Source organism: Sandarakinorhabdus sp. (assembly GCF_987265915.1).
This window is the reverse complement of record NZ_OZ503948.1, coordinates 1,423,637-1,446,182: the sequence shown is the minus strand read 5'-3', so window position 1 is coordinate 1,446,182 and position 22,546 is coordinate 1,423,637. Positions and strand designations below refer to the sequence as shown.

Here is a 22,546-nt window from a genome sequence, read left to right as displayed (position 1 = left end):
GATAGGCCTTAACGATTCCTACGGCAATACACCCGTTCCGGTTGCATTTCACCCAAGAAAATCATTCAGAATCAAGATGAAACGTTGTTAAAAAATGGGGTGAACCGTGGCGGCATAGGGGTATTCCGAAATGGCGCTTTCGGGGCCGCGACACGCAGTTCAAACGCACGCGGCCAGGCAGAACATGGTCCGTTTCCGCGCAACGGCGCCAGCAGAAGCTCGTCAATATCGATGCGATCGGCGATCACAGCCCACCATGATGCGACACCGGCCCAGCCTCATCCCATGGGCAGCCGCATCATGCCTGCCGTCAGGTCGCCCGATTTGAACCGCCTATTTCTTGTGAAACGGATTGCGCCCGCCGCGGAAGCTCAGCCGGATCGGCAGGCCGCCGAAGTCGAGATCACCCGACAGGCTGTTGGTCAGATAGCGTTGATAGCTGGACGGCAGCGCATCGGTCCGATTGCCGAACACCACGAAGGTCGGCGGACGCGTCGCCACCTGGGTGACATAGCGCAGCTTCACCCGCGTGCCGCCCGGCGCCGGCGGCGGGTTGCGGTCCGTCGCGGCCTCGAACCAGCGGTTGAGGGCCGACGTCGGCACCCGGCGTGACCAGCGCGCGCGCGTGGTGAACGCCACTTCAATAAGGATATCCAGCCCCTTGCCGGTGAGGCCCGAACAGGTCAGCAGCGGCACGCCCTTCACCTGGCTCAGGCCATCATCCAGCGCCTTGCGCACGCCCTGGAACAATTTGCTCTGATCATGCGCGGCATCCCATTTGTTGAGCACGATGATCAGCGCACGGCCTTCGGAGAGCACCTTGTCGGCAATGCGCAGATCCTGCGCCTCCAGCCCCAGCGTGGCATCGAGCAGCAACACCACCACCTCGGCAAAATCGATGGCCAGCCCGGTATCGGTGGCCGCCAACCGCTCCAGCTTGTCGGTCACCTTGGCCTTCTTGCGCAGGCCCGCCGTGTCGATCAGGCGCACGGCGCGCAACTGGCCTTCGCGATCCGGCCATTCCCATTCGATGGCGATGGAATCGCGGGTGATGCCGGCTTCCGGCCCGGTCACCAGCCGCTGTTCGCCCAGCAAGCGGTTGATCAGCGTGGATTTTCCGGCATTGGGCCGCCCGACGATGGCCAGCTTGAGCGGGCCTTCGGGGGCCGGTGCCGGCTCTTCGTCATCGTCGCTTTCACCAGCATCCGGCGCGTCCGCATCGGCAGCTTCGGCTTCGGCCGCAATCACGGCCTCATCCTCCAAATATGGTTTCAGCGCCTCATAGAGATCGGCCAGCCCCAGGCCATGTTCGGCCGACATGCCGATCGGTTCGCCAAAGCCCAGCGCATGGCCTTCGTTGAAGCCGGCTTCGGCGGCCAAGCCTTCGGCCTTGTTGGCCACCAGCACCAGCGGCACGCCGCGCCGGCGCAGCCAGGCGGCGAAATGTTCATCCAGCGGCGTCACCCCGGCGCGCGCATCATAAACCAGCAGCGCCACCGTGGCCCGGCTCACCGCGGCTTCGGTTTGCGCGCGCATCCGGCCCGACAGGCTTTCCTCGCTGCCATCTTCAAAGCCGGCGGTGTCCACCGCGACGAAATCGAGATCGAACAGGCTGGCCGCGCCTTCGCGCCGGTCGCGGGTCACGCCCGGCTGATCGTCCACCAGGGCCAGGCGCCGGCCGACCAGCCGGTTGAACAGGGTGGATTTGCCGACATTGGGCCGGCCGACAATGGCCACGCGCGGTGCATCGGCCGGAAGATCAAGGATATTGCCAACATTCATGCGCAGCGCCTTACCAGCGCGCCCATGAATTAGCGATAGGCGGTCAGCGTGCCATCATCGGTCAGCACATACGCCATGCCGCCCGCCACCACCGGCGGCAGATAGGCCGGCGCCTTCAGGCGGATCGTGACCAAGCGCTTGCCTTCATACGGGTCCATCGCCACCAGCTCACGATTGGAGCCGGCCAGCCACAACTGTTCGCCCGCCAGCACCGGCCCGGCCCACTGAATCGGATTCTGTTTTTTCTTGGGCTTGCGATACTGATCCAGCTTGGTGATCCAGCGCACCTTGCCTTCGGCGCGGGTCACGCACAGCACTTCGCCTTCCACCGTGACGATATAGAGGAATTCGCCAGCCGCCCACGGCGTCCACACGCCGGCAAAATTGCGTTCCCAGGCGCGTTGGCCGGTGGCGAGTTCCAGCGCGACCATGCGGCCACCATGGCCGATGGCAAACACCCGGCCGCGATCGATGACCGGCGAACCGTCGATATCGGCCAGCGCCGCCATCGCCGTCGATCGCCCGGTGCGCGCCAGCTGATCTTGCCAGACGGTGCGGCCGGTTTCGGCGCGAAGCGCATTCAATTCACCAGAGCAAAATCCGACAACCACCGTATCCTGCGAGATCGCCGGCGATCCGGTGCCCAGGATGCAGGCGACTTCCACGGTGCCGGCCACCGTCCAGCTCAGTTCGCCAGTGGCGCCGTCAAGCGCGTGCAACTGATTGTCCTGGCTCAGGAAAAACACCCTTGTGCCCGCCACGCTGGGCGCACCGCGGAGCGGCTGCACCAGCGCGCGTTCCCACAAGATCTTGCCGGTCGCGGCATCCATCGCCGCCGCCACGCCATAGCCGGTGGCGACATAGACCCGGCCGTCGCCATAGGACACGCCGCCGCCAAAGGCCGGGCGACTGTTCCGCTTGGGCAAGCGCACGGTGTTTTGCCAGGCGACGCGGCCGGTGCCGGCATCGAAGGCGCGCACTTCACCGGCGATATCGATGGTGAACACCTTGCCGCCGCCCACGACCGGGGCCGCATTCAACCGCGCCGTGGCGCTACTGCCCTTGCCGATCTTCGCCTGCCAGGCCTGACTGGGGTTGGCGGCCAGCGCCAGATGCCCGCCGATCTTCCCGGCCGAGCCCCCGGGCTGCGCCCATTCGGCATTGGTTTCCGGCGGCGGCAACACCACCGCCGTGTCCTTCAATTCGGTTTCGGCTTCGGCGCGGGTTTCAAAGCTCAAGATTGGGATGCGCTCGCCGATGGTCGGCGTGCGCTTGGTGGATTTCTTGAAGACGCCGCAACCGGCCAGCGCCACGCAGACCACCAGCAGCACCAGCACAGAGCGCCAGGCGCCGGCGCGGGCCGGCGTATCGGCCGCAACCGCAAATGCGGGATCCGTCAGCTTCATCCCGTTCATCCTCATTGCGGCGAACCGCCACTTGGGCCGGCAGCAGGGCCGGCTTCAGGGCCATCGGCGGGCTCACTGGGCAGGCCAAGGGTCGCCACGTCCACACCCGCAGCAATCGCCAGCTGCGCCGCGCGCGTGCGCAACGATGGGCTGGCCTTTTCGTCCTTCACCAGCGCGATCAGGATCGGCCTTGCGGCTTCCGGATGCCCGGCGCGGATATGCGCCACCGCCACCAACTCACCGGCCACGCCGAACCAGGCGTTGCCTGGCACCGCCAACGGCTTCAGTTTCGCCACCACATCGGCGGGGGGCATCGCATCAAACCCGGTCCGCACCGCCTTCACCAGCGCGGCGTCGCGCAGCGGTTGCGGCAACGCCGGATCATTGGCGACCGTTTCATACAGGCCGCGCGCCTTGGCCTTGTCGCCGCCGGCCAGCGCATCATTGGCCAGCACCATGCGCGCCAGGCCCGCATAGGCGCCGGGGCCATCGCGGGTCATCGCATCGAGCACCGGGCGAGCGCGGGCGCCATCGCCCACTTCCAACTGCTCGATGGCGCGGGTCAGTGCGGCACCGGCGGCGCCCGCCGCCTTGTCCTGCCGATCCTGCCAGACCAGCCAGCCAGCCAGACTGCCCAGGCCCAGAACCAGCAATGTGATGCCGAGCCAGCCGAAGCGCCGCCACAGGCCGACCAATTGCGCGCGGCGATATTCCTCATCGACCTCGCGCACGAAGCTGTTGTCGGCGGCATCCGGGTTTGCTGGCGTGTTGGCCAAGGTGAAAGGCTCCGATCATTACCGTTGCGTGGGGGCCACGGTTGTTGCCACGGCCTGTCTTGCCGGCGGGTGAATGCCCGACAGCGCCGCAAAGGTAAAGGCTTCAGCGATACAGCTGGGCTTCGGTGGGAAAGGCGCGTGTGCGCACCCGCCGGGCATATTCCGCCGCCGCCGCCGAAATATGCCCGGCCAGATCGTCGAACCGCTCCACAAAGCGCGGCACCCGATCGAACATGCCCAGCATGTCATCCACCACCAGCACCTGGCCATCGCACTGCACGGCAGCGCCAATGCCGATGGTAATGCAGTTCACCGCATTGGTGATGTCGATGGCCAGGCCTTCCACCACGCCTTCCACCACCATGGCGAAACAGCCGGCCTCGGCCACAGCCTTTGCATCGTTCAGGATCTTGGCGCGTTCCGCTTCACTGCGCCCGCGCGCGCCATAGCCGCCGAGCGCATTGACCGCCTGCGGGGTGAGGCCGACATGCGCCATGACAGGGATGCCGCGTTCGGTCAGGAACCTGATCGTCGGCGCCATCACCGCGCCGCCTTCCAGCTTCACGGCTGCCGCGCCGGTTTCCTGCAATACGCGGGCCGCGGTGCGATAGGCGGCTTCCGGGCTTTCCTCGTACGTGCCGAACGGCAGATCGATCACCACCACGCTGCGATAACTGCCGCGCACCACGGCGGCGCCGTGGGCGATCATCATGTCCAGCGTCACCTTCACCGTAGTGTCGAGGCCATAGATCACCTGCCCCAGCGAATCACCGACCAGCAGCAGATCGCAATGCGGATCGAGCAACTGCGCCATACGCGCCGTGTAGGCGGTGAGCATGACGATCGGCTCACCGCCGCCATCCTTGGCCTTGCGCTTCTGGATCGCCGGCACCGTCAGACGCCGCACCGGCTCAGGCACCGGGTGGGCGCGCGACGTGCTGGTATCAAGCGTGAAGGTGGTGCTCATGGCTGCGGCCAATACGCTGGCCGGGCTGGCTTCTCAACCGGTCGCAGGGATAGGAACCTACAAACCGGGAACAAACCCATCTTATTCACCCCTGCCCGCCGTTGCGGCATGAATCGCGCCATGAGCCGCAAACGCACCGCCCTCGATCACCTGGCCGCTTCAAAGCCGCCGCACATTGTCCATATGATCCCGCCCGGCGCGCCCGGCTACCGGGAGGCTGATGGCGGCGCGATGGTGATCAGTTCCCCGGCGGAAGTGGACGCCTTCCTGCGCCGGATCGCGCCCGGCGAGGTCGCGACGCTCGATCAGCTGCGCGCCGCCATCGCCCGCCACCATGATGTGGCTGTCGCCTGCCCGGTCTCCACCGCCATCTTCGCCAACATGGCCGCCCGCGCCGCCGAGGAGCGGCGCAGCATGGGCGAGGACCCGGCCAACCTGACGCCGTGGTGGCGGCTGCTGAAGAAAGGCGGCTTTCTGAATGACAAGGCGCCCGGTGGCGGCGCGTTGCAGGCGCAATATCTTGCAGCCGAAGGCGTCACCGCCGCGCCGTTGCGCCGCAAACTGGCGGTGTTCGATTTCGCCGCGCGGTCGGCAAAGGCCTTCACACCCTAGCGATTTTGCTGCGCTTTACAGTGGTGGCGCTGCCACTGATACTCAATCCCAACAACGCCGCACAAACCAGACGCGGCAGGCTTGGGATGGACCGCATGACGCCAGCAGACGTGCCAGGCGGCGCGCCAACATTGCGCACCAAATTGGCCTATGGCTTCGGCGCCGGCGCCTATGGCGTCAAGGATGGCGGCTTCAGCTATTTCCTGCTGCTGTTCTACAGCCAGGTGATTGGCGTGGATGCGCGGCTGGTCGGGCTGGCGATTACCATTGCGCTCGTGATGGATGCGATCGTCGATCCGGTCATCGGCTATTGGTCCGACAATGTCCGTTCGCGCTGGGGACGCCGCCACCCCTTCCTCTATGCGTCGGCCTTGCCCACGGCCGGCATCTATTTCCTGGTGTGGGACCCGCCGTCGGGTTGGTCGCAGACGGCGCTGTTCTGGTATCTGCTCGTCCTTGCCAGCCTGACCCGGATCAGCATCAGCCTTTACGAGATTCCCAGCACCGCGCTCGGCCCGGAGCTGGCGAAAAGCTATGACGAGCGCAGCGCGCTGTTCGGCTGGCGGCTGTTCTTTGCCTGGGTGATCGGCAGCATCATGACGGTGGCGAATTTCACCCTGATCTTCCCGGCCTTTGCCACAGCGGCCATCCCCAATGGGCAGTTCAACCGCGACGCCTATCAGCTGTATGGCATGATCGCTTCGGTGCTGATCTTCGTGGCGATCATGGCATCTGCGCTGGGCACGCACAGCCACATCAAGCATCTGCGTGCAGCCCCGGCAAAGCGGGCCCTCGGCCTGAAGGCCATCTTCAGCGAGATTTTCGAAACCATCGCCAACCGCGACTTCTCCGCGCTGTTCATGGCGGCGATCTTCGGCGCCATCGCCACCGGCATCTCGGCCTCGCTCAGCTTCTATTTCTCGGCCTATTTCTGGGGGTTCAGTTCCCAACAGATCGGGCTGATCACCATGAGCGTGTTCATTTCCGCCGCAATCGGCGGGGGCATGTCCCCGTTGGTCAGCCGCAGGTTGGGCAAGCAACGCGGCGCGGTGCTGATCGGGCTGCTGGCCGGGCTCGCGCTGCCGCTGCCGATCATCTTGCGCCTGTTCGGTCTGCTGCCGCCCAATGGCGATCCGGCGATCTTCTGGATCGTGTTCTTTGTTACCATGATCGATGTCGGGTTGATCATCTGTTTCCAGGCCCTCACCGCATCGATGCTGGCCGATCTGGTCGAGCAGGCCGAAGTCCGCACCGGCCGCCGCAACGAGGGGATTTTCTTTGCCGCCAACACCTTCATCCGCAAGGCCGTGCAGGGCCTGGGCGTCATGGCCGCCAGTTTCGTGCTGACCCTGGCGCAATTCCCCAAGGGCGCCAATCCCAGCCAGGTTCCGGACTCCAGCCTGTGGCAACTGGGCGCGACCTATGTGCCGGCGATCTGGCTGGTGTGGGCCGGCATGATTTTCGCCGTCTCCCGCTACCGCCTCAGCCGCGCCGCGCATGAGGCCAATCTGGCCACGCTGGCGGAGCGCGGGTCGCCTTGAAGGCGACCGTCAGCCCTCCGCCATTTCCAGCACCACATCCCACTCTTCGTCCGTGATCGGCACCACGCTCAGCCGGAATTGGCGGAACATCGCCATGCCGGCCAGCCGCGGCTCCGCCTTCATCTGCGCCAGTGTCACTGGCCTGGACAGCAGCCGCTTCGGCCCGACCAGCACCGCCGGAAAGCGCGCCTTGGGGTCGCTGGGGTCGATGAAATGCTCGCCCACCACCTCGGCGATGCCGATCACGCACAGGCCTTCGTTGCTGTGATAGAAAAACAGCTCATCGCCGATCTTCATGGTGCGCAGATAGATCGCCGCCTGGTTGTTGCGCACCCCATCCCACATGGTCTGGCCGTCGCGCACCAGCATGTCCCAACTATATTTGAACGGTTCGGATTTTACCAACCAGCGCGCCATGTCAGGCTCCCAATTCCGCGGCCCACATGTCGGGCTTGAAGCCGATCAGCGCTGCGGACTCTGTTCCATTGGCGCCCTCGACAATCGGTCGCTTGATCATCGACGGGTTGGCCAGCATCAGGGCGATGGCCTTGCCCGCATCCAGCCCGGCCTTGTCGGCATCGGGCAGCGCCTTGAACGTGGTGCCAGCGCGGTTCAGCACCACCTCCCACCCCAAGCGCGCCACCCAGCGGCCCAGCGCATCGGCAGGCACGCCGGCCTTTTTGTAATCGTGGAAATCATGGCTCTTGCCGGCCGCCGCCAGCCAGGCGCGCGCTTTCTTCACCGTGTCGCAATTGGGTATGCCGTAAACTGTCAACGCCATCATGCGTCTCCCTTGGCCCTTCCATGCCAAGCCTGCCGGGCGCTGCCAAGCCGCAGACACGCCGCCGCAGCAAATGTGTAACCGGATGCCGCCACATTGCGAATGAGGATGTGCAGGTGCAGGTGCAGCCTGCCTCCGCCCTTTCACCGAGTCCGCCATGGCCCGATCGACCCGCAGATGATCGCCGATGAAGCCACTTTGGCCCGGCTGATGGCCATGGCGCAAAATGGCGACCGCCAGGCCTATGCCGCGCTGCTGTCGGCGTGCAGCCAGTGGCTGATGCGTTTTTACCGGCGCCGGGTCACGCCGCATGCCTGCGATGATCTGGTGCAGGAAACCCTGATGTCCCTGCATCAGAAACTGGCCAGCTATGATCCGGAGCGGCCGTTCCTGCCCTGGCTCGCCGCCATCGCCCGCTATCGCTGGGTCGATCACTTGCGCAAGCTCTACCGCGCCGATGAAACCGGCTTTGAGATCGAACCCGTCGCCCCCAGCGACGAACCCGCCATCGCTGCCCGCATCAGCCTGGCGCGATTGTTTCAATATCTGTCGCCGGCGCAAGCCCGCGCCATCGAATTGGTCAAGATCGAAGGGCTTTCCGTCACCGAAGCCGCTGCCGCCTGCGGGCAAAGCGAATCGCTGGTCAAGGTCAACATCCATCGCGGGCTGAAGAAGCTCGCCGCCCTCATCGAGAAAGACTGAACCCCATGGCCACCACCGATGATCTGATCGCCAATCTGGTCGATGAACTGCGCCCCGTGCGCCGCATGCGCCAATCGCAGGGCCTGTGGTTGATCGCCGCCGCCATTGGCATCTGCCTTGCGGCAATCCTGTTCAGCGTCGGCCTACGGCCCGATCTGGCCGCTGGCCGGCTGGAACCGATGTTCCTGATGGGCAGCGGCTCGTTCCTCGTCCTGGGCCTTGCTGCGGCCGTCACCGTTGTGATCATGGGCCGGCCGCAGGTGGGCAGCGATCATCGCGGCTGGCTGTGGGCGGCGGCGATGGCAACGGTTCTGCCGCTGGCCGCGCTGATCACCGGCATCGCCAATGGCCCGGCCACGGCGCTGGCCCGCTCCGCGCCCGAACATGGGATCGTTTGCCTGCTGGCCGGAAGCGCGCTCGGCCTGGTGCCGGCCGTCTTGCTGGTGGCATGGCTGCGGCGCGGCGCACCCACCTCACCCGAACGGGCCGGCCTGGTCACCGGCGTCGCCGCCGGCAGCTTCGGCATCTTCGCGGTGGCGATGCACTGCCCCTACAATGACATCATGCACATCGGCCTGTGGCACAGCCTGGCCGTGGTGACCTGCGCCGCCGCGGGCCGCGCCTTCATCCCGCGCCTGATCCGCTGGTGATCAGCGCCGGGGTGCAGCTCAACTGCCAAGCCGCCCGTGAGACTATTGCAGGCAACCCTGCTTGACAGACGTTTTCGCCCCAATCAGCATTGCGTGGTGAAAGGAAAGCAAATGTCAGCAATTGCTTCACTGGCTGCAATAATGCTGATCGGCCGGGGCGTGTCCCATCTTCTGGTCCATTCGCGCGCCAAGTGGTTGGGTCAATCCCGATTGGCAGAACTGCGGGCCGGCGCGTCCGAAACCTATTTCGAAGAACGCCGCGAATTGGAAGCCTATCCGTCTCGTGCAGTCACTCCGCCGCTGTGGCATGGCCTTCTTGGGATTGGATTGGGCATTGTTCTGCTGCTGGATTTCGCCCGGTAATCACTTGCTGCCCGGCGCGAAATCCCTGAGCCGCGCCACCGTCGCTGCATCGAGCCGCTTGATCAGCGCCACCACCAGTTCCACCGTCCGATCGAAATCCGCCCGGTCGATGACGCCATTGTGGGCGTGGGTGTAGCGCGCCGGCACCACCAGATTGACCGTCGGCACGCCGCCGTTCGATTTCTGGATTTCGGCACTGTCGTCGCCATAGCCCTGCACCAGATCGCGCTGCAACGGCACCCGGATCGCGTCGGCCGTCGCGATGATCAGCGCGGTCAGCTTGCGGTTGGGCTGCGCCGACGAATCATACAGGAAAATCCCCGGCCCGCCGCCGAGCACCGCCTGGGTTTCATCGGCGTTGAGCCCAGGCTGATCGCCGGCCACGCCGCCTTCGATGGCGATGCCGATATCGGCCTTGATCACGTCGGCGGCGGTGTGGGCGCCGCGCAGGCCGGTTTCCTCCTGCGTGGTGGCCGCCACGAACAACTGGTTCGGGTGGCCCTCCTTGGCCAGCCGGCGCAGCGCCTCGATCACCACGGCGAGGCCGACCCGATCATCCCAGGCCTTGCCGAGATAGCGGCCGCTGTTGCCCAGCACCGCGAACGGCGCATCGGGCACCACCGGATCGCCGGGGCTGATGCCCAGCGCGGCGACTTCGGCGGCATTTTTCGCGCCGATATCGAGATAGATGCTGGTGCGCGGGACCACCCGCGTGCGCTCATCCTGGGGTGTCACATGCACATCACGGATGCCGGTGATGGCCTTCACCGGGCCTTTGCTGCCGATGATCACCCAGCGCTGCCCGACCAGCGCCTGATCGAGCCAGCCGCCGAGCATCTGCATGGTCAGGAAGCCGCCCGGCGTCACCCTGCGCACCATGCCGCCCACTTCATCCATATGGGCATCCAGCATGATGCGCGGCCCGGCATTGCCGTGGCTCGCGATCACTGATCCCAACCCGTCATAGCTGATCCTGTCAGCCAGCGGCGCCAGTTCACGCACCATGATGGCGCGCACCGGTTCCTCGAACCCCGGCGGGCCGGCGGCGTCGGCCAGCTCGCCGAGCAGGCGTTCCACCCGGTCGCCTGGCGCGGCCACGGCCGGTGCAGAAAGCCAGGCAGCGAGTCCCAGCAGCAAGGCAGCGCGGCGCATGATCATTCCCCTGTTTCACGCGGCCCATCACTGGCACATCGCTGCACCTGTCATCAAGCCTGCTGCGGCGCCGCGACACGTGACAGCAGAAATCGGACACCATATGTTCCACATTTGCCGTCCCTGTCCTACATTGTGGCACAGTGCTAAAAAATGGATGGTGGTGGACCGGGCCTCGAAGCGCCCTGGTCTGCGGAGCGTGATTTTTCATTTCGCCAATGGATTCAAGGGGCAATCGAGACCCTCTCGTCAAAACTGTCAAAACCGAAGGCCGATGACGTACGATGGACATTGTCTGGTTCAAACGCGATCTGCGGGTGCACGACCATGCGCCGCTCACCGCCGCCGTCGCCAGTGGCCGGCCGGTGCTGCCGCTGTACATCGTCGAGCCGGATCAGTGGGCGCAAGCCGATGCCAGCGGGCGGCAGCATGACTTTCTGCGCGAGTCGCTGGCCGATCTGGACCGCAGCCTGGCGGCACGCGGCGCGCGGCTGGTCGTGCGGGTGGGCGATGCCGTCGAAGTGCTGCGCAATCTGCATGCAGCCCACGGCATCACCGCCATCCACGCCCATGAAGAGACCGGCAATCTGTGGAGCTTCGCTCGCGACAAGGCCGTCCGCCGTTGGGCGCGCGGCGCCGGCGTGCCCATGATCGAAGCCCGCCAGCACGGCGTGTGGCGGGCGCTGAACAACCGCAATGGCTGGGCCGCGCGCTGGGACGTGATGATGCGCGCGCCCCGCCTGCCGGCACCGACTCACATTGCCATGGCAGATGTGGCCAGCGATCCGCTGCCCGATGCTGCCAGCCTGGGCCTGGCACCAGACCCGTGTGACCGCCAGCCCGGCGGGCGGCGCGCAGGCCTGACGCTGCTGAAAAGCTTCCTCGTGTTTCGCGGCCGCCCCTATCGCGCCGCCATGTCGGCCCCGGCCAGCGGTGCCGACCATTGTTCGCGCTTGTCGCCGCATCTGGCGCTGGGCACCCTGTCCATGCGGGAGGCGTATCAGGCCGCACTGGCGGCGCGCACCCGCTGGCAGACCGACGGCGATCTTGCCTTCACCCGCTCCATCGACAGTTTCATCAGCCGCCTGCACTGGCATTGCCACTTCATCCAGAAGCTGGAGGATGCGCCCTGGCTGGAGGCGCGCTGCCTGCACCCGGCCTATGCCGACCTGCCGCGGCATGATGCGGCGCGGCTGGCGGCCTGGGCGACCGGACACACCGGCTGGCCATTCGTCGATGCCTGCATGCGCAGCCTGGCGGCAACCGGCTGGCTGAATTTTCGCATGCGTGCCATGGTGATGGCGGTGGCAAGCTATCATCTGCGGCTGGATTGGCGGCACAGCGGCGCGGTGCTGGCGCGGCTGTTCACCGATTATGAACCGGGCATCCACTGGGCGCAGGTGCAGATGCAATCGGGCACCACCGGCACCAACATCCCGCGCATCTACAACCCGGTGAAACAGGGCCATGATCAGGATCCCGACGGCGCGTTCATCCGGCGCTGGCTGCCGGAATTGGCGCATCTGCCCACCGCCTTGCTGCATGAACCCTGGCTGGCGCCCGCCGAACAGCGCGGTGCCTATCCGGTGCCGCTGGTGAACCATGAACGGGCGGCCCGCGATGCCAAGGCGGCGATCACCGCCATCCGCCACGATCCTGCCCATGCCGGCCCGGCGCGGGCCATCGTGATCCGGCACGGCAGCCGCAAGGCCGGCCTGCCCAGCATCGAGCGGCGACGCACGCCCGCGCCTGTTGCACAAGGCAGCCTCGATCTGTGACGGACGGCAACCCGATCACGCCCGCCGGCATGGCTGCCTTGCGCGCCCGCTATGATCATCTTTTGCACGGCGAACGGCCGGGCATCGTCGAGGTGGTGCGCTGGGCCGCCGGCAATGGCGACCGCAGCGAGAATGGCGATTATATCTATGGCCGCAAACGCCTGCGCGAGATCGACCGGGAACTCGGCCATCTGGCGAAACGCATGGCTGCAGCCCGGGTGATTGATCCGGCCAGCCAGAGCGAGCCCGGCAAGGTGCTGTTTGGCTGCACCGTCGAAATCGCCGATGACGATGACCAGCGCCGCACGCTCACCCTGGTGGGCGATGACGAGCAGGATGCAGCACAGGGCCGCATCGGCTGGAGCGCGCCGCTGGCGCGCGCCCTGCGCGGGGCCAAGGTGGGTGATGTGCGGGCCGTGCGCCTGCCCGGCGGCGAGAAAAACTGGGAGGTGATGGCGATAAGTTGGCCGTGACGGTTACACGCGCCGCCGTGTCACCCAGTGCGCCGCCAGCACCACGGCGAGACAGCCGAGGCTGGCATAAAGCTGCACGGCAAGCTCCGGCGTGGCGGCCATCGCTGCCAGCACCGCCAGCATCGCCGCCACCGCGACATGCCGCCCCCAGCGCAGCAGCGGCCCGGTGCCGACATTCAGCCGGATCGCCGCCACCACGGTGAGCATGTAGACAAAGATGATGATGGCGCCCGACGCGTTGACCAGAAAGGCAAACACCACGCCCGGTGACAGCACCGATGCGACCACGCTGGCAAAGCCCACCGCCGTGCAGGCAAGGATCGATCGGGCCGGCACGCCGCGCTTGTCGATCTTCACGCTCCAGCGCGGCGCGTCGCCGTTGGCGGCCAGGGTGAACAGCGCCCGCGAAGCGACATAGATCGCCGAATTGAGGCACGACAGCACGGCGACCAGCACAACCAGGTTCATCATCAGCGCCGCCCCCGGCACGCCGACCACCGCCAGCGCGGCGGCGAATGGCGATTGCCCCGCCACCACGCTGCGCCACGGCACGATGCAGACGATCAGGAAGATGGCACCGATATAGAAGATGGAAATGCGCATGATCAGCGTGCTGGCCATGCGGGCGACCAGATCGGCCGAATCCTCGGCTTCGGCCGCCGCCATGGTGACGATCTCGGCGCCAACCAGCGCAAAGATCACCGACGTCACCCCGGCCATCACCGCGCCCCAGCCCATCGGCGCAAAGCCGCCATCGCTCGTAAGATTGGCCAGGCCCTGCGACGTGCCGGCCGGCCCCACCCCGAACAGGAAGGCCGCGCACACGCCGATGAACAGCACGATTGCCACCACCTTGATGGTGGAAAACCAGAATTCGAATTCGCCGAAGCTGCGGGTGGACAGAAGATTCGATCCGGTCATCAACAGCATGACCGCCAGGCCGATGATCCAGGTGGGCAGATCGACCCACTGGGCGATGATCGCTGCGCCGGCGATGGCCTCGATGCCGATGACGATCGCCCAGAAATACCAATAGAGCCAGCCCGCGGTGAAGCCGGCCCAGCGGCCGATGCCGGCGCGGGCATATTCGGTGAAGGCCCCGGCCTTGGGCAGCGCCACGGCGAGCGCGGCAATCACCCGCATCACCAGCAACACGATGCTGCCTGCCAACGCATAGCTGACGATGACGGCCGGGCCGATGCTGGCGATGGCGGCGCTGCTGCCGACGAACAGCCCGGCGCCGATCACGCCGCCCAGGGTGATCATCGTCACATGGCGGCGCTTCAGCGACTTGGCCAGCGCCGGCATGGCGGCGGCGCCTGCACCACCGGCACCTGCACCGCTTGTTCCCGTCAGTTCTGCCACCCGCTACCCCCGCTCCGGCCATCATGCTAGGCACGTGGGCCACCATGGCACGTGCCTGCGCGAATGGACATATCCTGCGCGCAGGCTTGCCCGCGTGGCGGCGACGTTTGCAACCGACGGGTACGACATGATGACTGGGCAAGAACTGAAGCAATGGATGGCCGCCCGCGCCATCGCCGAAGTCGAGTGCATCGTGCCCGACATGAACGGCATCATCCGCGGCAAGGTGCTGCCGGCGCCCAAGTTCCTGCGCGTGGTGGAGGATCAATCGCTGCGCATGCCGTCGAGCATCTTCATGGTCACCGTGGCCGGCGGTTACCCTGAAGATCTCGACATCGCGCCGCTGTCCGATCCCGATGTCATCGTTGTCCCCGATCTCAGCACGCTGCGGGTCGCGCCCGGTTACAAGACACAGACCGCCTATGTGATTGCCGATGCGCTTTACGCCAATGAGCAACCCGTGGAGATCGCGCCGCGCAATGTGCTGCGCCGCATCCTTGCGCTTTATGCCGAACGCGGCTGGACACCGGTGGTGGCGCCGGAACTGGAATTTTACCTGACGGCGACCAACGCCGACCCCGATCTGCCGCTGCACACGCCTGCTGGCCGTTCGGGCCGCGCCGAAACCGTGTCCGAACCCTATGGCCTGGAAGCCATCAACGAATATGAGGATCTGATCGAGGAGCTGTATGATTTCGCCGAGCGCGCCGGGCTGGAGCTCGATACGCTGATCCACGAAGCCGGTGCCGGCCAACTGGAAATCAACCTGCTGCACGGCGATGCCATGGCGCGCGCTGATCAGGCCCTGCTGTTCAAGCGCATCGTCCGCCAGGTCGCCCAGCGCCACGGCATCCACGCCACCTTCATGGCCAAGCCGATGCAGAACCAGCCGGGTTCGGCGATGCACATCCACCAATCGGTGATCGATGCCGACGGCAACAATATCTTCGCCTTGCCCGATGGCAGCGATTCGCCGCTGTTCCACCATTATATCGGCGGGCTGCAACGCCTGCTGCCGCAGATCGCGCCGCTGTTTGCGCCCAATGTCAACAGCTTCCGCCGCATGAAGCCCGCCCATGATGCGCCGATCAACGTGCAGTGGGGCCTCGACAATCGCACCTGCGGGCTGCGGGTGCCGCGCTCCCTGGGCAGCGATCGCCGCGTTGAAAACCGCCTACCCGGTGCCGACGCCAATCCCTATCTTTCGATCGCATCATCGTTGATGTGCGGGCTGATCGGCATGATCGACAGCCTGGAACCGCGCGAATCCATCACCGGTTCGGCTTATCGCATGGCCCGTACCCTGCCGCGCACCCTTTACGAGGCGCTCGATCGCTTCGCCAATTGCAAGCCGATCCGGCAATATCTCGGCGAGGATTTCATCGCCACCTTCATCGCCATCAAGCAGGCGGAGCTCGACGCCTATCAGGAGGTGATCTCCTCCTGGGAACGCGAGCATCTGCTTTTGAAGGTCTGAAGCAGTGGCGGGCGAATTGCGCGCTGATGTCTGCATCGTCGGGGCTGGCCTGACCGGGCTGAGCGCCGGCCTGGCGCTGGCGAGGGTCGGCGCGTCGGTGATCATGCTCGATGCGCACCGGCCGGGGAGTGGTGCGACCGGGGCCAGCGGCGGCCAATTGATCCCCGGCCTGCGCCAGGGCGCCGCCTCGCTGGTCGAACGCTTCGGCCGCGAGCGCGCGCAGCGCCTGCTGCGCCTGACGCTCGCCGCGCGCGACCGTACCGCGACGCTGGCCACGCCGGATTGCGCCTACCATCCAACGGGGCATCTGACCGCCGCCAGCTTCAAGACCGACCGGCGCTGGATGGAGGCCGAAATGCGCTGCCTGGCCGATGATCTGGGCTACCATGATGCGCAAATCGTCGAAGCGGCCGATGTGCAGGCCCATGTCGGCGCGCGTTGCTATCACGGCGGGCTGTTCGATTCTGGCGGCGGCCATATCGATCCCGGCGCCTATGCCAGCGCCCTCGCCGACCATGCGGTGGCCACCGGGGCGGTGCTGCAGACGGATTGCCCGGCGCTGGCCATCGACACGGCGGCCAGCGGCGTCACCATCACGACCAGACACGGCACGGTCCATGCGGATCAAGCGGTCATCGCTTGCGATGCCGGTGTCGATCAGCTGCGCATCAACGGCAGCCGCACCCTGTTCGCCGGGCAGCTGATGCCGGTGCAAAGCTACAGCATCGCCACCGCGCCACTGTCTGCCGATCTGGCCGCCCGCCTGCTGCCCGGCAATTCAGCCGTGTCCGACACGCGCTTTGCGCTGGATTATTACCGCCTGGATGCTGAGCGCCGCCTGCTGTTCAGCGGCGGCGAACGCTACACGCCTGACCCGCCTGATGATATTGCCGCTGTGGTGCGCCCGCGCCTGGCTGCCGTGTTCCCGATGCTGGCCGATGCCCCCTTCGAACGGGCCTGGCGCGGCACCGTCGCCATCACCGTCACCCGCTTTCCGATCATCGGGCAGCAACAGCGGCTGTGGTTTTCCCATGGCTATTCCGGCCACGGGCTGTTGCTCGCGCAAAGCGCCGGCCAGGCCCTCGCCGATGCCGTCCTGGGCAACCGCGCCGATCTTGATCTGCTCGCCAGCCTGCCGATGCGGCGCTGGCCGGGGGGCGCCACGGCGCGGCGGCCGCTCTACACCGCCGGCATGCTGGCGCTGGCGCTGCGCGACCGGTTGAAGGCCGCCGCATGACCAGTACAAGTTCTCGGCCCCTTATCGGCATCATCTGCTGCAACCGCCAGATCGGCGTCGAGACCGCGCAGGCGGTAATGAACCGCTATGTCCACGGCGTTGCCCGCCACGCCGCGGCCGATGCCGTGCTGCTGCCGGCGCTCGAACGCCGTAATCCTTTGGGGCAGGATATCGCCAATATCGTCCGCCGGCTCGATGGCGTGCTCCTGACCGGCAGCCTGTCCAACCTCGAACCGGCGCGCTCCGGCGCGGCCGATGGCACCGGCCCTTATGATCCGCACCGCGATCATCTCGCCGTCGAACTGCTGGCCGCCACGGCGCAGCACAACAAACCGCTGTTCGGCATCTGCCGCGGCTTGCAGGAGATCAACGTTGCGCTCGGCGGCTCGCTGCGCGCCGATCTTTCCGCCATCAGCGGCATGCATCACGCCCCGGCTGATGTCGGCTTCAACGCGATGTTCGATCATGGCCATGATGTCGCGCTGGCGCCGGGCGGCGTGCTGGCGGCCTTGCACGGCGTCTCGGCCCTCAGCGTCAGTTCCGTGCATTTTCAGGGCATTGCGGCCCTCGCGCCTGGCCTGCGTGTTGAGGCCACCGCGCCCGATGGCCTGATCGAAGCGGTTTCGGGCCGCTGCGGCAGCGCGCTGCTGCTCGGCGTGCAGTGGCATCCGGAATGGAATGCCGATAACAACGAACAGAGCCGCGCCTATTTTGCCCTGCTGGGCCGGGCAGCGCGTGGCGACTACGAGGACCAGTGATGCGCAATTACGATATCGATGAACTGCGGCGGCTCGATGTGGCGCATCACCTGCCGCCACAAGCCGATTTTGCCGAAATCGTCGCGCTGGGCGGCAGCCGCGTCATCACCCGCGCGCAGGGCGTCTATATCGAAGATGGCGATGGCCTGCGCATCCTCGATGCCATGGCCGGGCTGTGGTGCGTTCAGGTCGGCTATGGCCGGCGCGAACTGGCCGACGCCGCCCATGCCCAGATGCTGGAGCTGCCCTATTACAACGGCTTCTTCAAGACCGCGACGCCGCCGGCCATCACGCTCGCTGCCAAGGTCGCGGAATTGACCGATTACAAGCTGCCGCATGTGTTTTTCAGCAACTCCGGCTCCGAAGCCATGGACACCGCCATGCGCATGGTGCGGCGTTACTGGGACATCAAGGGGGAGCCCGGCCGCACCCAGTTCATCGCCCGCACCAATGGCTATCATGGCACCACCATCGGATCGATGTCGCTGGGCGGCATGGCGCGCATGCATGCCCAGGGGCCGCACCTGCCCGGCATCTCCCACGTCCGCCAGCCTTATGGCTTCGGCGAAGCCGAGGGCCTGGATGATGCCGCCTTCGTGGCGGTGCTGGCGCAGGATCTGGAGGATCGCATTGCGGCCGTTGGCGCGCACAATATCGCGGCCTTCGTTGCCGAACCGGTGCAGGGTGCCGGCGGCGTGATCATCCCGCCGGCCGGTTATTGGGACGCCATCGTGCCCATCGTGCGCCGCCACGGCATCCTGCTGGTGATGGACGAAGTGATCTGCGGCTTCGGCCGGCTGGGCAGATGGTTCGGCCACCAGCATTTCGGCATCGCGCCCGATATCATCACCATGGCCAAGGGCATTTCATCGGGTTACCTGCCGATCAGCGCCACCGCCGTGACCGCCGAAATCGCGGAAACGCTGCGCACCGGCGGTGAGTTCGCCCACGGCTATACCTATTCCGGCCATCCGGTCGCCGCTGCCGTGGCGCTGGCCAATATCGCCATTATGGAGCGTGAGGGGCTGGTGGCACGGGTGGCGGATGATCTGGCGCCCTATCTGGCAACGGCGCTGGCCCGACTGAAATCGCAGGCGTTCGTTGGCGAAGTGCGCAGCATCGGCCTGCTCGGCGCGGTCGAGATTGTTGCGGACAAGGCACAAGGAGGTGGACTCTGCCGCCGTTTCGGCCCCGAACCCGGCACCGCCGGGCCGATCGTGCGCGATGCCGCCATTGCCCGCGGCGTGATGGTGCGTGCGGTGGGCGACAAATTGGTGATGTGCCCGCCGTTGATCATCACCCACGCCGAAATCGACCTGATCGTCGAACGACTTGAACTGGCCTTTGCCGACGCCACCCCAGCGCTGCTGGCCCTGGGCGGAACCCCGACATGACGCACCCTGCCCTCCCCATTGCCGCCGTCAGCGAGGCCGAAGAATTTCTGGCGGCCCACGGCCAAGTCGATGCCATCGACATGATCTTCACCAACATGGCCGGCGTGCCGCGCGGCAAGCGCCTGCGCCGCCATGAACTGCTGTCGGTTTACAAGCAGGGCCGCTTCCTGCCCGGCTCGCTGCTGGTCAACGATATCCGCGGCGATGATGTGCCGGAAACCGGGCTGGTGTGGGAAGATGGTGACGCCGATCGCCTGGCCTGGCCGGTGCCGGGCACGTTGGCGATCACCCCGCAATGCGGGCCGGGCAGTGCGCAGATGCTCGTCAGCCTGCACGAGCTCGACGGCCGGCCGTGCGTGCTCGATCCGCGCCATGTGCTTGCCACCACGATTGCGGCGCTGGCCGCGCGCGGGCTGACGCCGGTGGTGGCGTGCGAGCTGGAATTCTACCTGCTCGATGCCGATACCAGCCGGCCACGCCCGGCTGGCGGCGCCACGCTGCCGCATGTCTATGGCCTGGCCGAACTCGCTGCCGTCCGTCCGTTCATCGATGCGGTCAACGCCGCCGGCGATGCGGCCGGCATCCGCATCGATGCCGCCATCACCGAAAACGCGCCGGGCCAGATGGAAATCGGCCTGACCCACCACGCCGACGCGTTGCGCGCCTGCGATGAGGCGGTCCTGTTCAAGCGCATCGTCCACCAATGCGCCGCCGCGCACGCCTTTGCCGCCACCTTCATGGCCAAGCCGTTCGCCGACATTGCAGGGTCAGGCATGCACATCCATGTCTCGATGCTGGATGCGAGCGGAGCCAATATCTTCGCCGCCGATGCTCCCGAAGGCGCGCCGGCCCTGCAACACGCCATCGCCGGGCTGCAGGCCTTGCTGCCGGACAGCATGGCGATCTTCGCGCCCAACATGAACAGCTATCGCCGGCTGCGGCCCAACACCTATGCGCCGATCGCCGCCACTTGGGGCATCAACAACCGCACCGTGGCGCTGCGCATTCCGGCCGGGCCGCCAGCCAGTCGCCATGTCGAACATCGGGTGTCGGGTGCCGATGCCAACCCCTATCTCGCCGTCGCGGCCGTGCTGGCGGCGATGCACCAGGGCCTCGCCGCCGCGCAGCCGCCCGGCCCGATCACGCTTGGCAACGGCTATGCCACCGCCATCCCGCCCGGACATCAATTGCCCACCGATTGGGCTGCGGCGCTGAACCGCTTCAGCGCCTCGGCACCGCTGCGCGCGGCCTTCGGCGATCACATCATCGAGATGTTTACCGCCATCAAGCGCCACGAGCTGGAGGCTTATCAGGCCATCGTCTCGGCCACCGATCACGAGTGGTATCTGGCCAGCAGCTAGGGCGCGAACGTCAATGACAATATCAGCTTGGCCAGCCCCAAGATTCCCTGATTTGGCGGCCGGGGCAACGACCGGCATAGGATCGGATTGATCATGGGCGTGCTGCACAGCATCGCACCCCAATCGCAGGTGATGAGGTTTTTCATGATGTCGGTTTCCACGCTTCTCAGCCCGTTCGCGCTGCTGATCCGCGCCGCGCTGGCCACTCTGGCGGCGCTGATGCTCATCGGCCCGGCCGCCGCGGCGCCGGCCGATCTGGTCGGGCGCTGGCGGCTGAGCCTGGACCATGGCGGCGGGCCGCTGCCGGTGGGGCTTGAGGTGAAGCAGACCGGCGGGCGCTGGCAGGCCTGGCTGCTCAACCCGCCCGAACGCCTGGCCGTGGAGCAGGTGTCGGTGGAGGGCGACAAGCTCGTGCTGGCCTTCCCGTCCTACAACTCGACGGTCACCCTGACTGTCGCCGGGCCGGGCCAGTTGAGTGGCACGGCGCAACTGATCCGTGCCATCGGCCCGGTAACGAAGGCCGTTACCGCCACGCGCGCCAGCTATCGCTTCAGCGCCAGCCCGCGCCGGCCAGCCGCCGATATCAGCGGCCGCTGGACCGTGATCAGCGGCAGCACCAAGCCCGTGACGGGCCTGGCGCAATTCACCCAGAAGGGCAATCTGGTGAGCGGTTCGGTGCAATTCCCCTCCGGTGATACGCGCTTCCTGGCGGGCGAACTGGATGGCGATACGCTGCGCCTGTCGCATTTCGATGGCAGCGCCTCGGGCATCTGGACGGCGAAGCTGGCGAACGGCGTGTTGACCGGTGGCAGCTTTGGCGTTGCCACCGTCACGCCGACACCTTGGACGGCCAAGCGCGCCGATGCCGGCGGCTTCAAGGCGGTGGCGGTCGAAGGCCCCGGGGCCCAGCGCTGGGAATTCAAATTCCCCGATGCCAGCGGCAGACAAGTTTCGCTGTCCGATGCGCGCTTCAAGGGCAAGGTGGTGGTGATCACGCTGGGCGGCGCCTGGTGCCCCAATTGCCATGACGAAGCGCTGTTCGTGGTGCCCTATGCCAAGCGCCGGCAGAAGGAAGGCCTGGAACTGATCGGGTTGCAATTCGAATATGGCACCGATCCCGTCCGCGCCTTCCGCCAGGTGAACAGCTTCGCCAAACGCTATGGCATCACCTATCCGCTGCTGCTCGCTGGTGAACCGACGCCGGAATCGTCCAAGGCGGCGCTCGGCCCGCTGGGGCCGGTGAAGGTCTATCCGTCCACCATCTTCGTCGGCCGTGACGGCCGGGTGCGCGAAGTCCATGTCGGCTGGGCTGGGCCGGCAACGGGCAAGCTGCACGAAGCCGCCAAGCGCGAGTTCGACGAGACGGTGAGCAAGCTGCTGCGTGAGCGTGCCTGAGGCCCTGGCCGCATTCATTGCCGCCGTGCAGGCGGCACTTACCGCGCCGGCACCGCAGCAGCGCATCGGCGCGGCGCTGGCGCGGCTGGTGGCCCGTGATGACTGGCTGCCGCCGGCCTATGCGAGCCCTCATCCCGAACATTATCAGCAATATCTTCTGCATGCCGATCCAGCCGGGCGTTTCTCCATCGTCAGTTTCGTGTGGGGGCCGGGGCAACAGACGCCGGTGCATGATCATGGCGTGTGGGGTGTGGTCGGCATGCTGCGCGGCGCCGAAACCAGCCAGTTCCACGCCGCCGATGGCACTGCACCGCCGCGGGCTCTGGGCCGGCCGCACCGCTTGCAGCCCGGCCAGATCGAGCTGATCGGGCCGGACCAAGGCGATATCCACCGCGTGGCCAATGCGCTGCCCGATGCGGTGTCGGTGAGCATCCATGTCTATGGCACCGACATCGGCCGGCACGAACGCCACGTCTATCCCGATGCCGGCGGCGTGAAGCCGTTCATTTCGGGATATGCCAATGGCCCGGAAACGCCGGACTTCACGTAATCGGCGCCAGATTGGAAAAACACGGT

The 22,546-nt window shown here is 66.4% G+C and carries 22 protein-coding genes; 14 read left to right on the top strand and 8 right to left on the bottom strand.

The features are described from left to right. Positions 1–333 precede the first annotated feature (333 nt). The 4 genes from der to panB all read right to left on the bottom strand — a co-directional run bounded on the left by der (position 334) and on the right by panB (position 4,931). Positions 334–1,782, bottom strand: coding sequence for a ribosome biogenesis GTPase Der (der, locus tag AC6UUM_RS07065; RefSeq protein ID WP_500804622.1), 1,449 nt, complete (start codon positions 1,780–1,782; stop codon positions 334–336). Between the two features lie 29 nt (positions 1,783–1,811). Further along, positions 1,812–3,188, bottom strand: coding sequence for a PQQ-like beta-propeller repeat protein (locus tag AC6UUM_RS07060; RefSeq protein WP_500804621.1), 1,377 nt, complete (start codon positions 3,186–3,188; stop codon positions 1,812–1,814). A gap of 11 nt (positions 3,189–3,199) precedes the next feature. Continuing rightward, complete coding sequence (locus AC6UUM_RS07055; RefSeq protein WP_500804620.1) at positions 3,200–3,964, bottom strand: tetratricopeptide repeat protein; 765 nt, start codon at positions 3,962–3,964, stop codon at positions 3,200–3,202. Positions 3,965–4,067: 103 nt separating this feature from the next. After that, positions 4,068–4,931, bottom strand: coding sequence for a 3-methyl-2-oxobutanoate hydroxymethyltransferase (gene panB / locus AC6UUM_RS07050; RefSeq protein ID WP_500804619.1), 864 nt, complete (start codon positions 4,929–4,931; stop codon positions 4,068–4,070). Between the two features lie 120 nt (positions 4,932–5,051). Here panB and AC6UUM_RS07045 point away from each other — a divergent pair, with 120 nt between their 5' ends. Both AC6UUM_RS07045 and AC6UUM_RS07040 read left to right on the top strand, forming a co-directional pair. Next, entirely contained in the window at positions 5,052–5,543 is a 492-nt protein-coding gene (locus AC6UUM_RS07045) for an MGMT family protein (protein ID WP_500804618.1), read from the top strand. Between the two features lie 95 nt (positions 5,544–5,638). Continuing rightward, complete coding sequence (locus AC6UUM_RS07040; RefSeq protein WP_500804617.1) at positions 5,639–7,084, top strand: MFS transporter; 1,446 nt, start codon at positions 5,639–5,641, stop codon at positions 7,082–7,084. A 9-nt stretch (positions 7,085–7,093) separates the two neighbouring features. On the opposite strand, the gene AC6UUM_RS07035 is transcribed toward AC6UUM_RS07040, so the two are convergent. Together AC6UUM_RS07035 and AC6UUM_RS07030 are read right to left on the bottom strand one after the other, a co-directional pair. Continuing rightward, entirely contained in the window at positions 7,094–7,501 is a 408-nt protein-coding gene (locus tag AC6UUM_RS07035) for an EVE domain-containing protein (protein WP_500804616.1), read from the bottom strand. Between the two features lies 1 nt (position 7,502). Beyond that, positions 7,503–7,865, bottom strand: a complete 363-nt coding sequence (locus AC6UUM_RS07030) for an arsenate reductase (protein WP_500804924.1) — start codon at positions 7,863–7,865, stop codon at positions 7,503–7,505. Positions 7,866–8,042: 177 nt separating this feature from the next. Here AC6UUM_RS07030 and AC6UUM_RS07025 point away from each other — a divergent pair, with 177 nt between their 5' ends. The 3 genes from AC6UUM_RS07025 to AC6UUM_RS07015 all read left to right on the top strand — a co-directional run bounded on the left by AC6UUM_RS07025 (position 8,043) and on the right by AC6UUM_RS07015 (position 9,580). Beyond that, on the top strand, positions 8,043–8,567 hold the full coding sequence (locus AC6UUM_RS07025) for a sigma-70 family RNA polymerase sigma factor (RefSeq protein ID WP_500804615.1): 525 nt from the start codon (positions 8,043–8,045) through the stop codon (positions 8,565–8,567). 5 nt (positions 8,568–8,572) lie between these two features. Continuing rightward, positions 8,573–9,217 (top strand): NrsF family protein, encoded by a 645-nt coding sequence (locus AC6UUM_RS07020; protein WP_500804614.1) that lies wholly within the window; start codon positions 8,573–8,575, stop codon positions 9,215–9,217. Positions 9,218–9,328: 111 nt separating this feature from the next. Continuing rightward, positions 9,329–9,580 (top strand): hypothetical protein, encoded by a 252-nt coding sequence (locus AC6UUM_RS07015; protein WP_500804613.1) that lies wholly within the window; start codon positions 9,329–9,331, stop codon positions 9,578–9,580. Here AC6UUM_RS07015 and AC6UUM_RS07010 read toward each other — a convergent pair whose 3' ends face one another. Next, positions 9,581–10,732: a M42 family metallopeptidase gene (locus AC6UUM_RS07010; RefSeq protein ID WP_500804612.1), complete on the bottom strand. Its 1,152-nt coding sequence runs from the start codon at positions 10,730–10,732 to the stop codon at positions 9,581–9,583. It lies immediately after the preceding gene. Positions 10,733–11,016: 284 nt separating this feature from the next. Here AC6UUM_RS07010 and AC6UUM_RS07005 point away from each other — a divergent pair, with 284 nt between their 5' ends. Beyond that, on the top strand, positions 11,017–12,510 hold the full coding sequence (locus tag AC6UUM_RS07005) for an FAD-binding domain-containing protein (protein WP_500804611.1): 1,494 nt from the start codon (positions 11,017–11,019) through the stop codon (positions 12,508–12,510). Continuing rightward, positions 12,507–12,983, top strand: coding sequence for a GreA/GreB family elongation factor (locus AC6UUM_RS07000; protein ID WP_500804610.1), 477 nt, complete (start codon positions 12,507–12,509; stop codon positions 12,981–12,983). The genes AC6UUM_RS07005 and AC6UUM_RS07000 overlap by 4 nt, the downstream gene beginning before the upstream one ends. A 3-nt stretch (positions 12,984–12,986) precedes the next feature. On the opposite strand, the gene AC6UUM_RS06995 is transcribed toward AC6UUM_RS07000, so the two are convergent. Beyond that, a complete protein-coding gene (locus AC6UUM_RS06995; RefSeq protein WP_500804609.1) occupies positions 12,987–14,291 on the bottom strand; it encodes an amino acid permease in 1,305 nt (434 codons plus the stop codon). 184 nt (positions 14,292–14,475) lie between these two features. On the opposite strand from AC6UUM_RS06995, the gene AC6UUM_RS06990 reads away from it, so the two are divergent. The 7 genes from AC6UUM_RS06990 (at position 14,476) to AC6UUM_RS06960 (ending at position 22,520) form a co-directional block, all read left to right on the top strand. Beyond that, a complete protein-coding gene (locus AC6UUM_RS06990; protein ID WP_500804608.1) occupies positions 14,476–15,825 on the top strand; it encodes a glutamine synthetase family protein in 1,350 nt (449 codons plus the stop codon). 4 nt (positions 15,826–15,829) lie between these two features. Further along, on the top strand, positions 15,830–17,062 hold the full coding sequence (locus AC6UUM_RS06985; RefSeq protein ID WP_500804607.1) for an NAD(P)/FAD-dependent oxidoreductase: 1,233 nt from the start codon (positions 15,830–15,832) through the stop codon (positions 17,060–17,062). Next, positions 17,059–17,820 carry a gamma-glutamyl-gamma-aminobutyrate hydrolase family protein gene (locus tag AC6UUM_RS06980; protein WP_500804606.1) on the top strand — a complete coding sequence of 254 codons (762 nt, stop codon included), beginning with the start codon at positions 17,059–17,061 and terminating at the stop codon, positions 17,818–17,820. The genes AC6UUM_RS06985 and AC6UUM_RS06980 overlap by 4 nt, the downstream gene beginning before the upstream one ends. Further along, positions 17,820–19,214, top strand: a complete 1,395-nt coding sequence (locus AC6UUM_RS06975) for an aminotransferase (protein ID WP_500804605.1) — start codon at positions 17,820–17,822, stop codon at positions 19,212–19,214. Before AC6UUM_RS06980 ends, AC6UUM_RS06975 begins: the two co-directional genes overlap by 1 nt. Continuing rightward, on the top strand, positions 19,211–20,575 hold the full coding sequence (locus AC6UUM_RS06970; RefSeq protein WP_500804604.1) for a glutamine synthetase family protein: 1,365 nt from the start codon (positions 19,211–19,213) through the stop codon (positions 20,573–20,575). Before AC6UUM_RS06975 ends, AC6UUM_RS06970 begins: the two co-directional genes overlap by 4 nt. 132 nt (positions 20,576–20,707) lie before the next feature. Beyond that, positions 20,708–21,970 (top strand): peroxiredoxin family protein, encoded by a 1,263-nt coding sequence (locus AC6UUM_RS06965; RefSeq protein ID WP_500804603.1) that lies wholly within the window; start codon positions 20,708–20,710, stop codon positions 21,968–21,970. Continuing rightward, positions 21,957–22,520 carry a cysteine dioxygenase family protein gene (locus tag AC6UUM_RS06960; protein WP_500804602.1) on the top strand — a complete coding sequence of 188 codons (564 nt, stop codon included), beginning with the start codon at positions 21,957–21,959 and terminating at the stop codon, positions 22,518–22,520. Before AC6UUM_RS06965 ends, AC6UUM_RS06960 begins: the two co-directional genes overlap by 14 nt. Positions 22,521–22,546 lie beyond the last annotated feature (26 nt).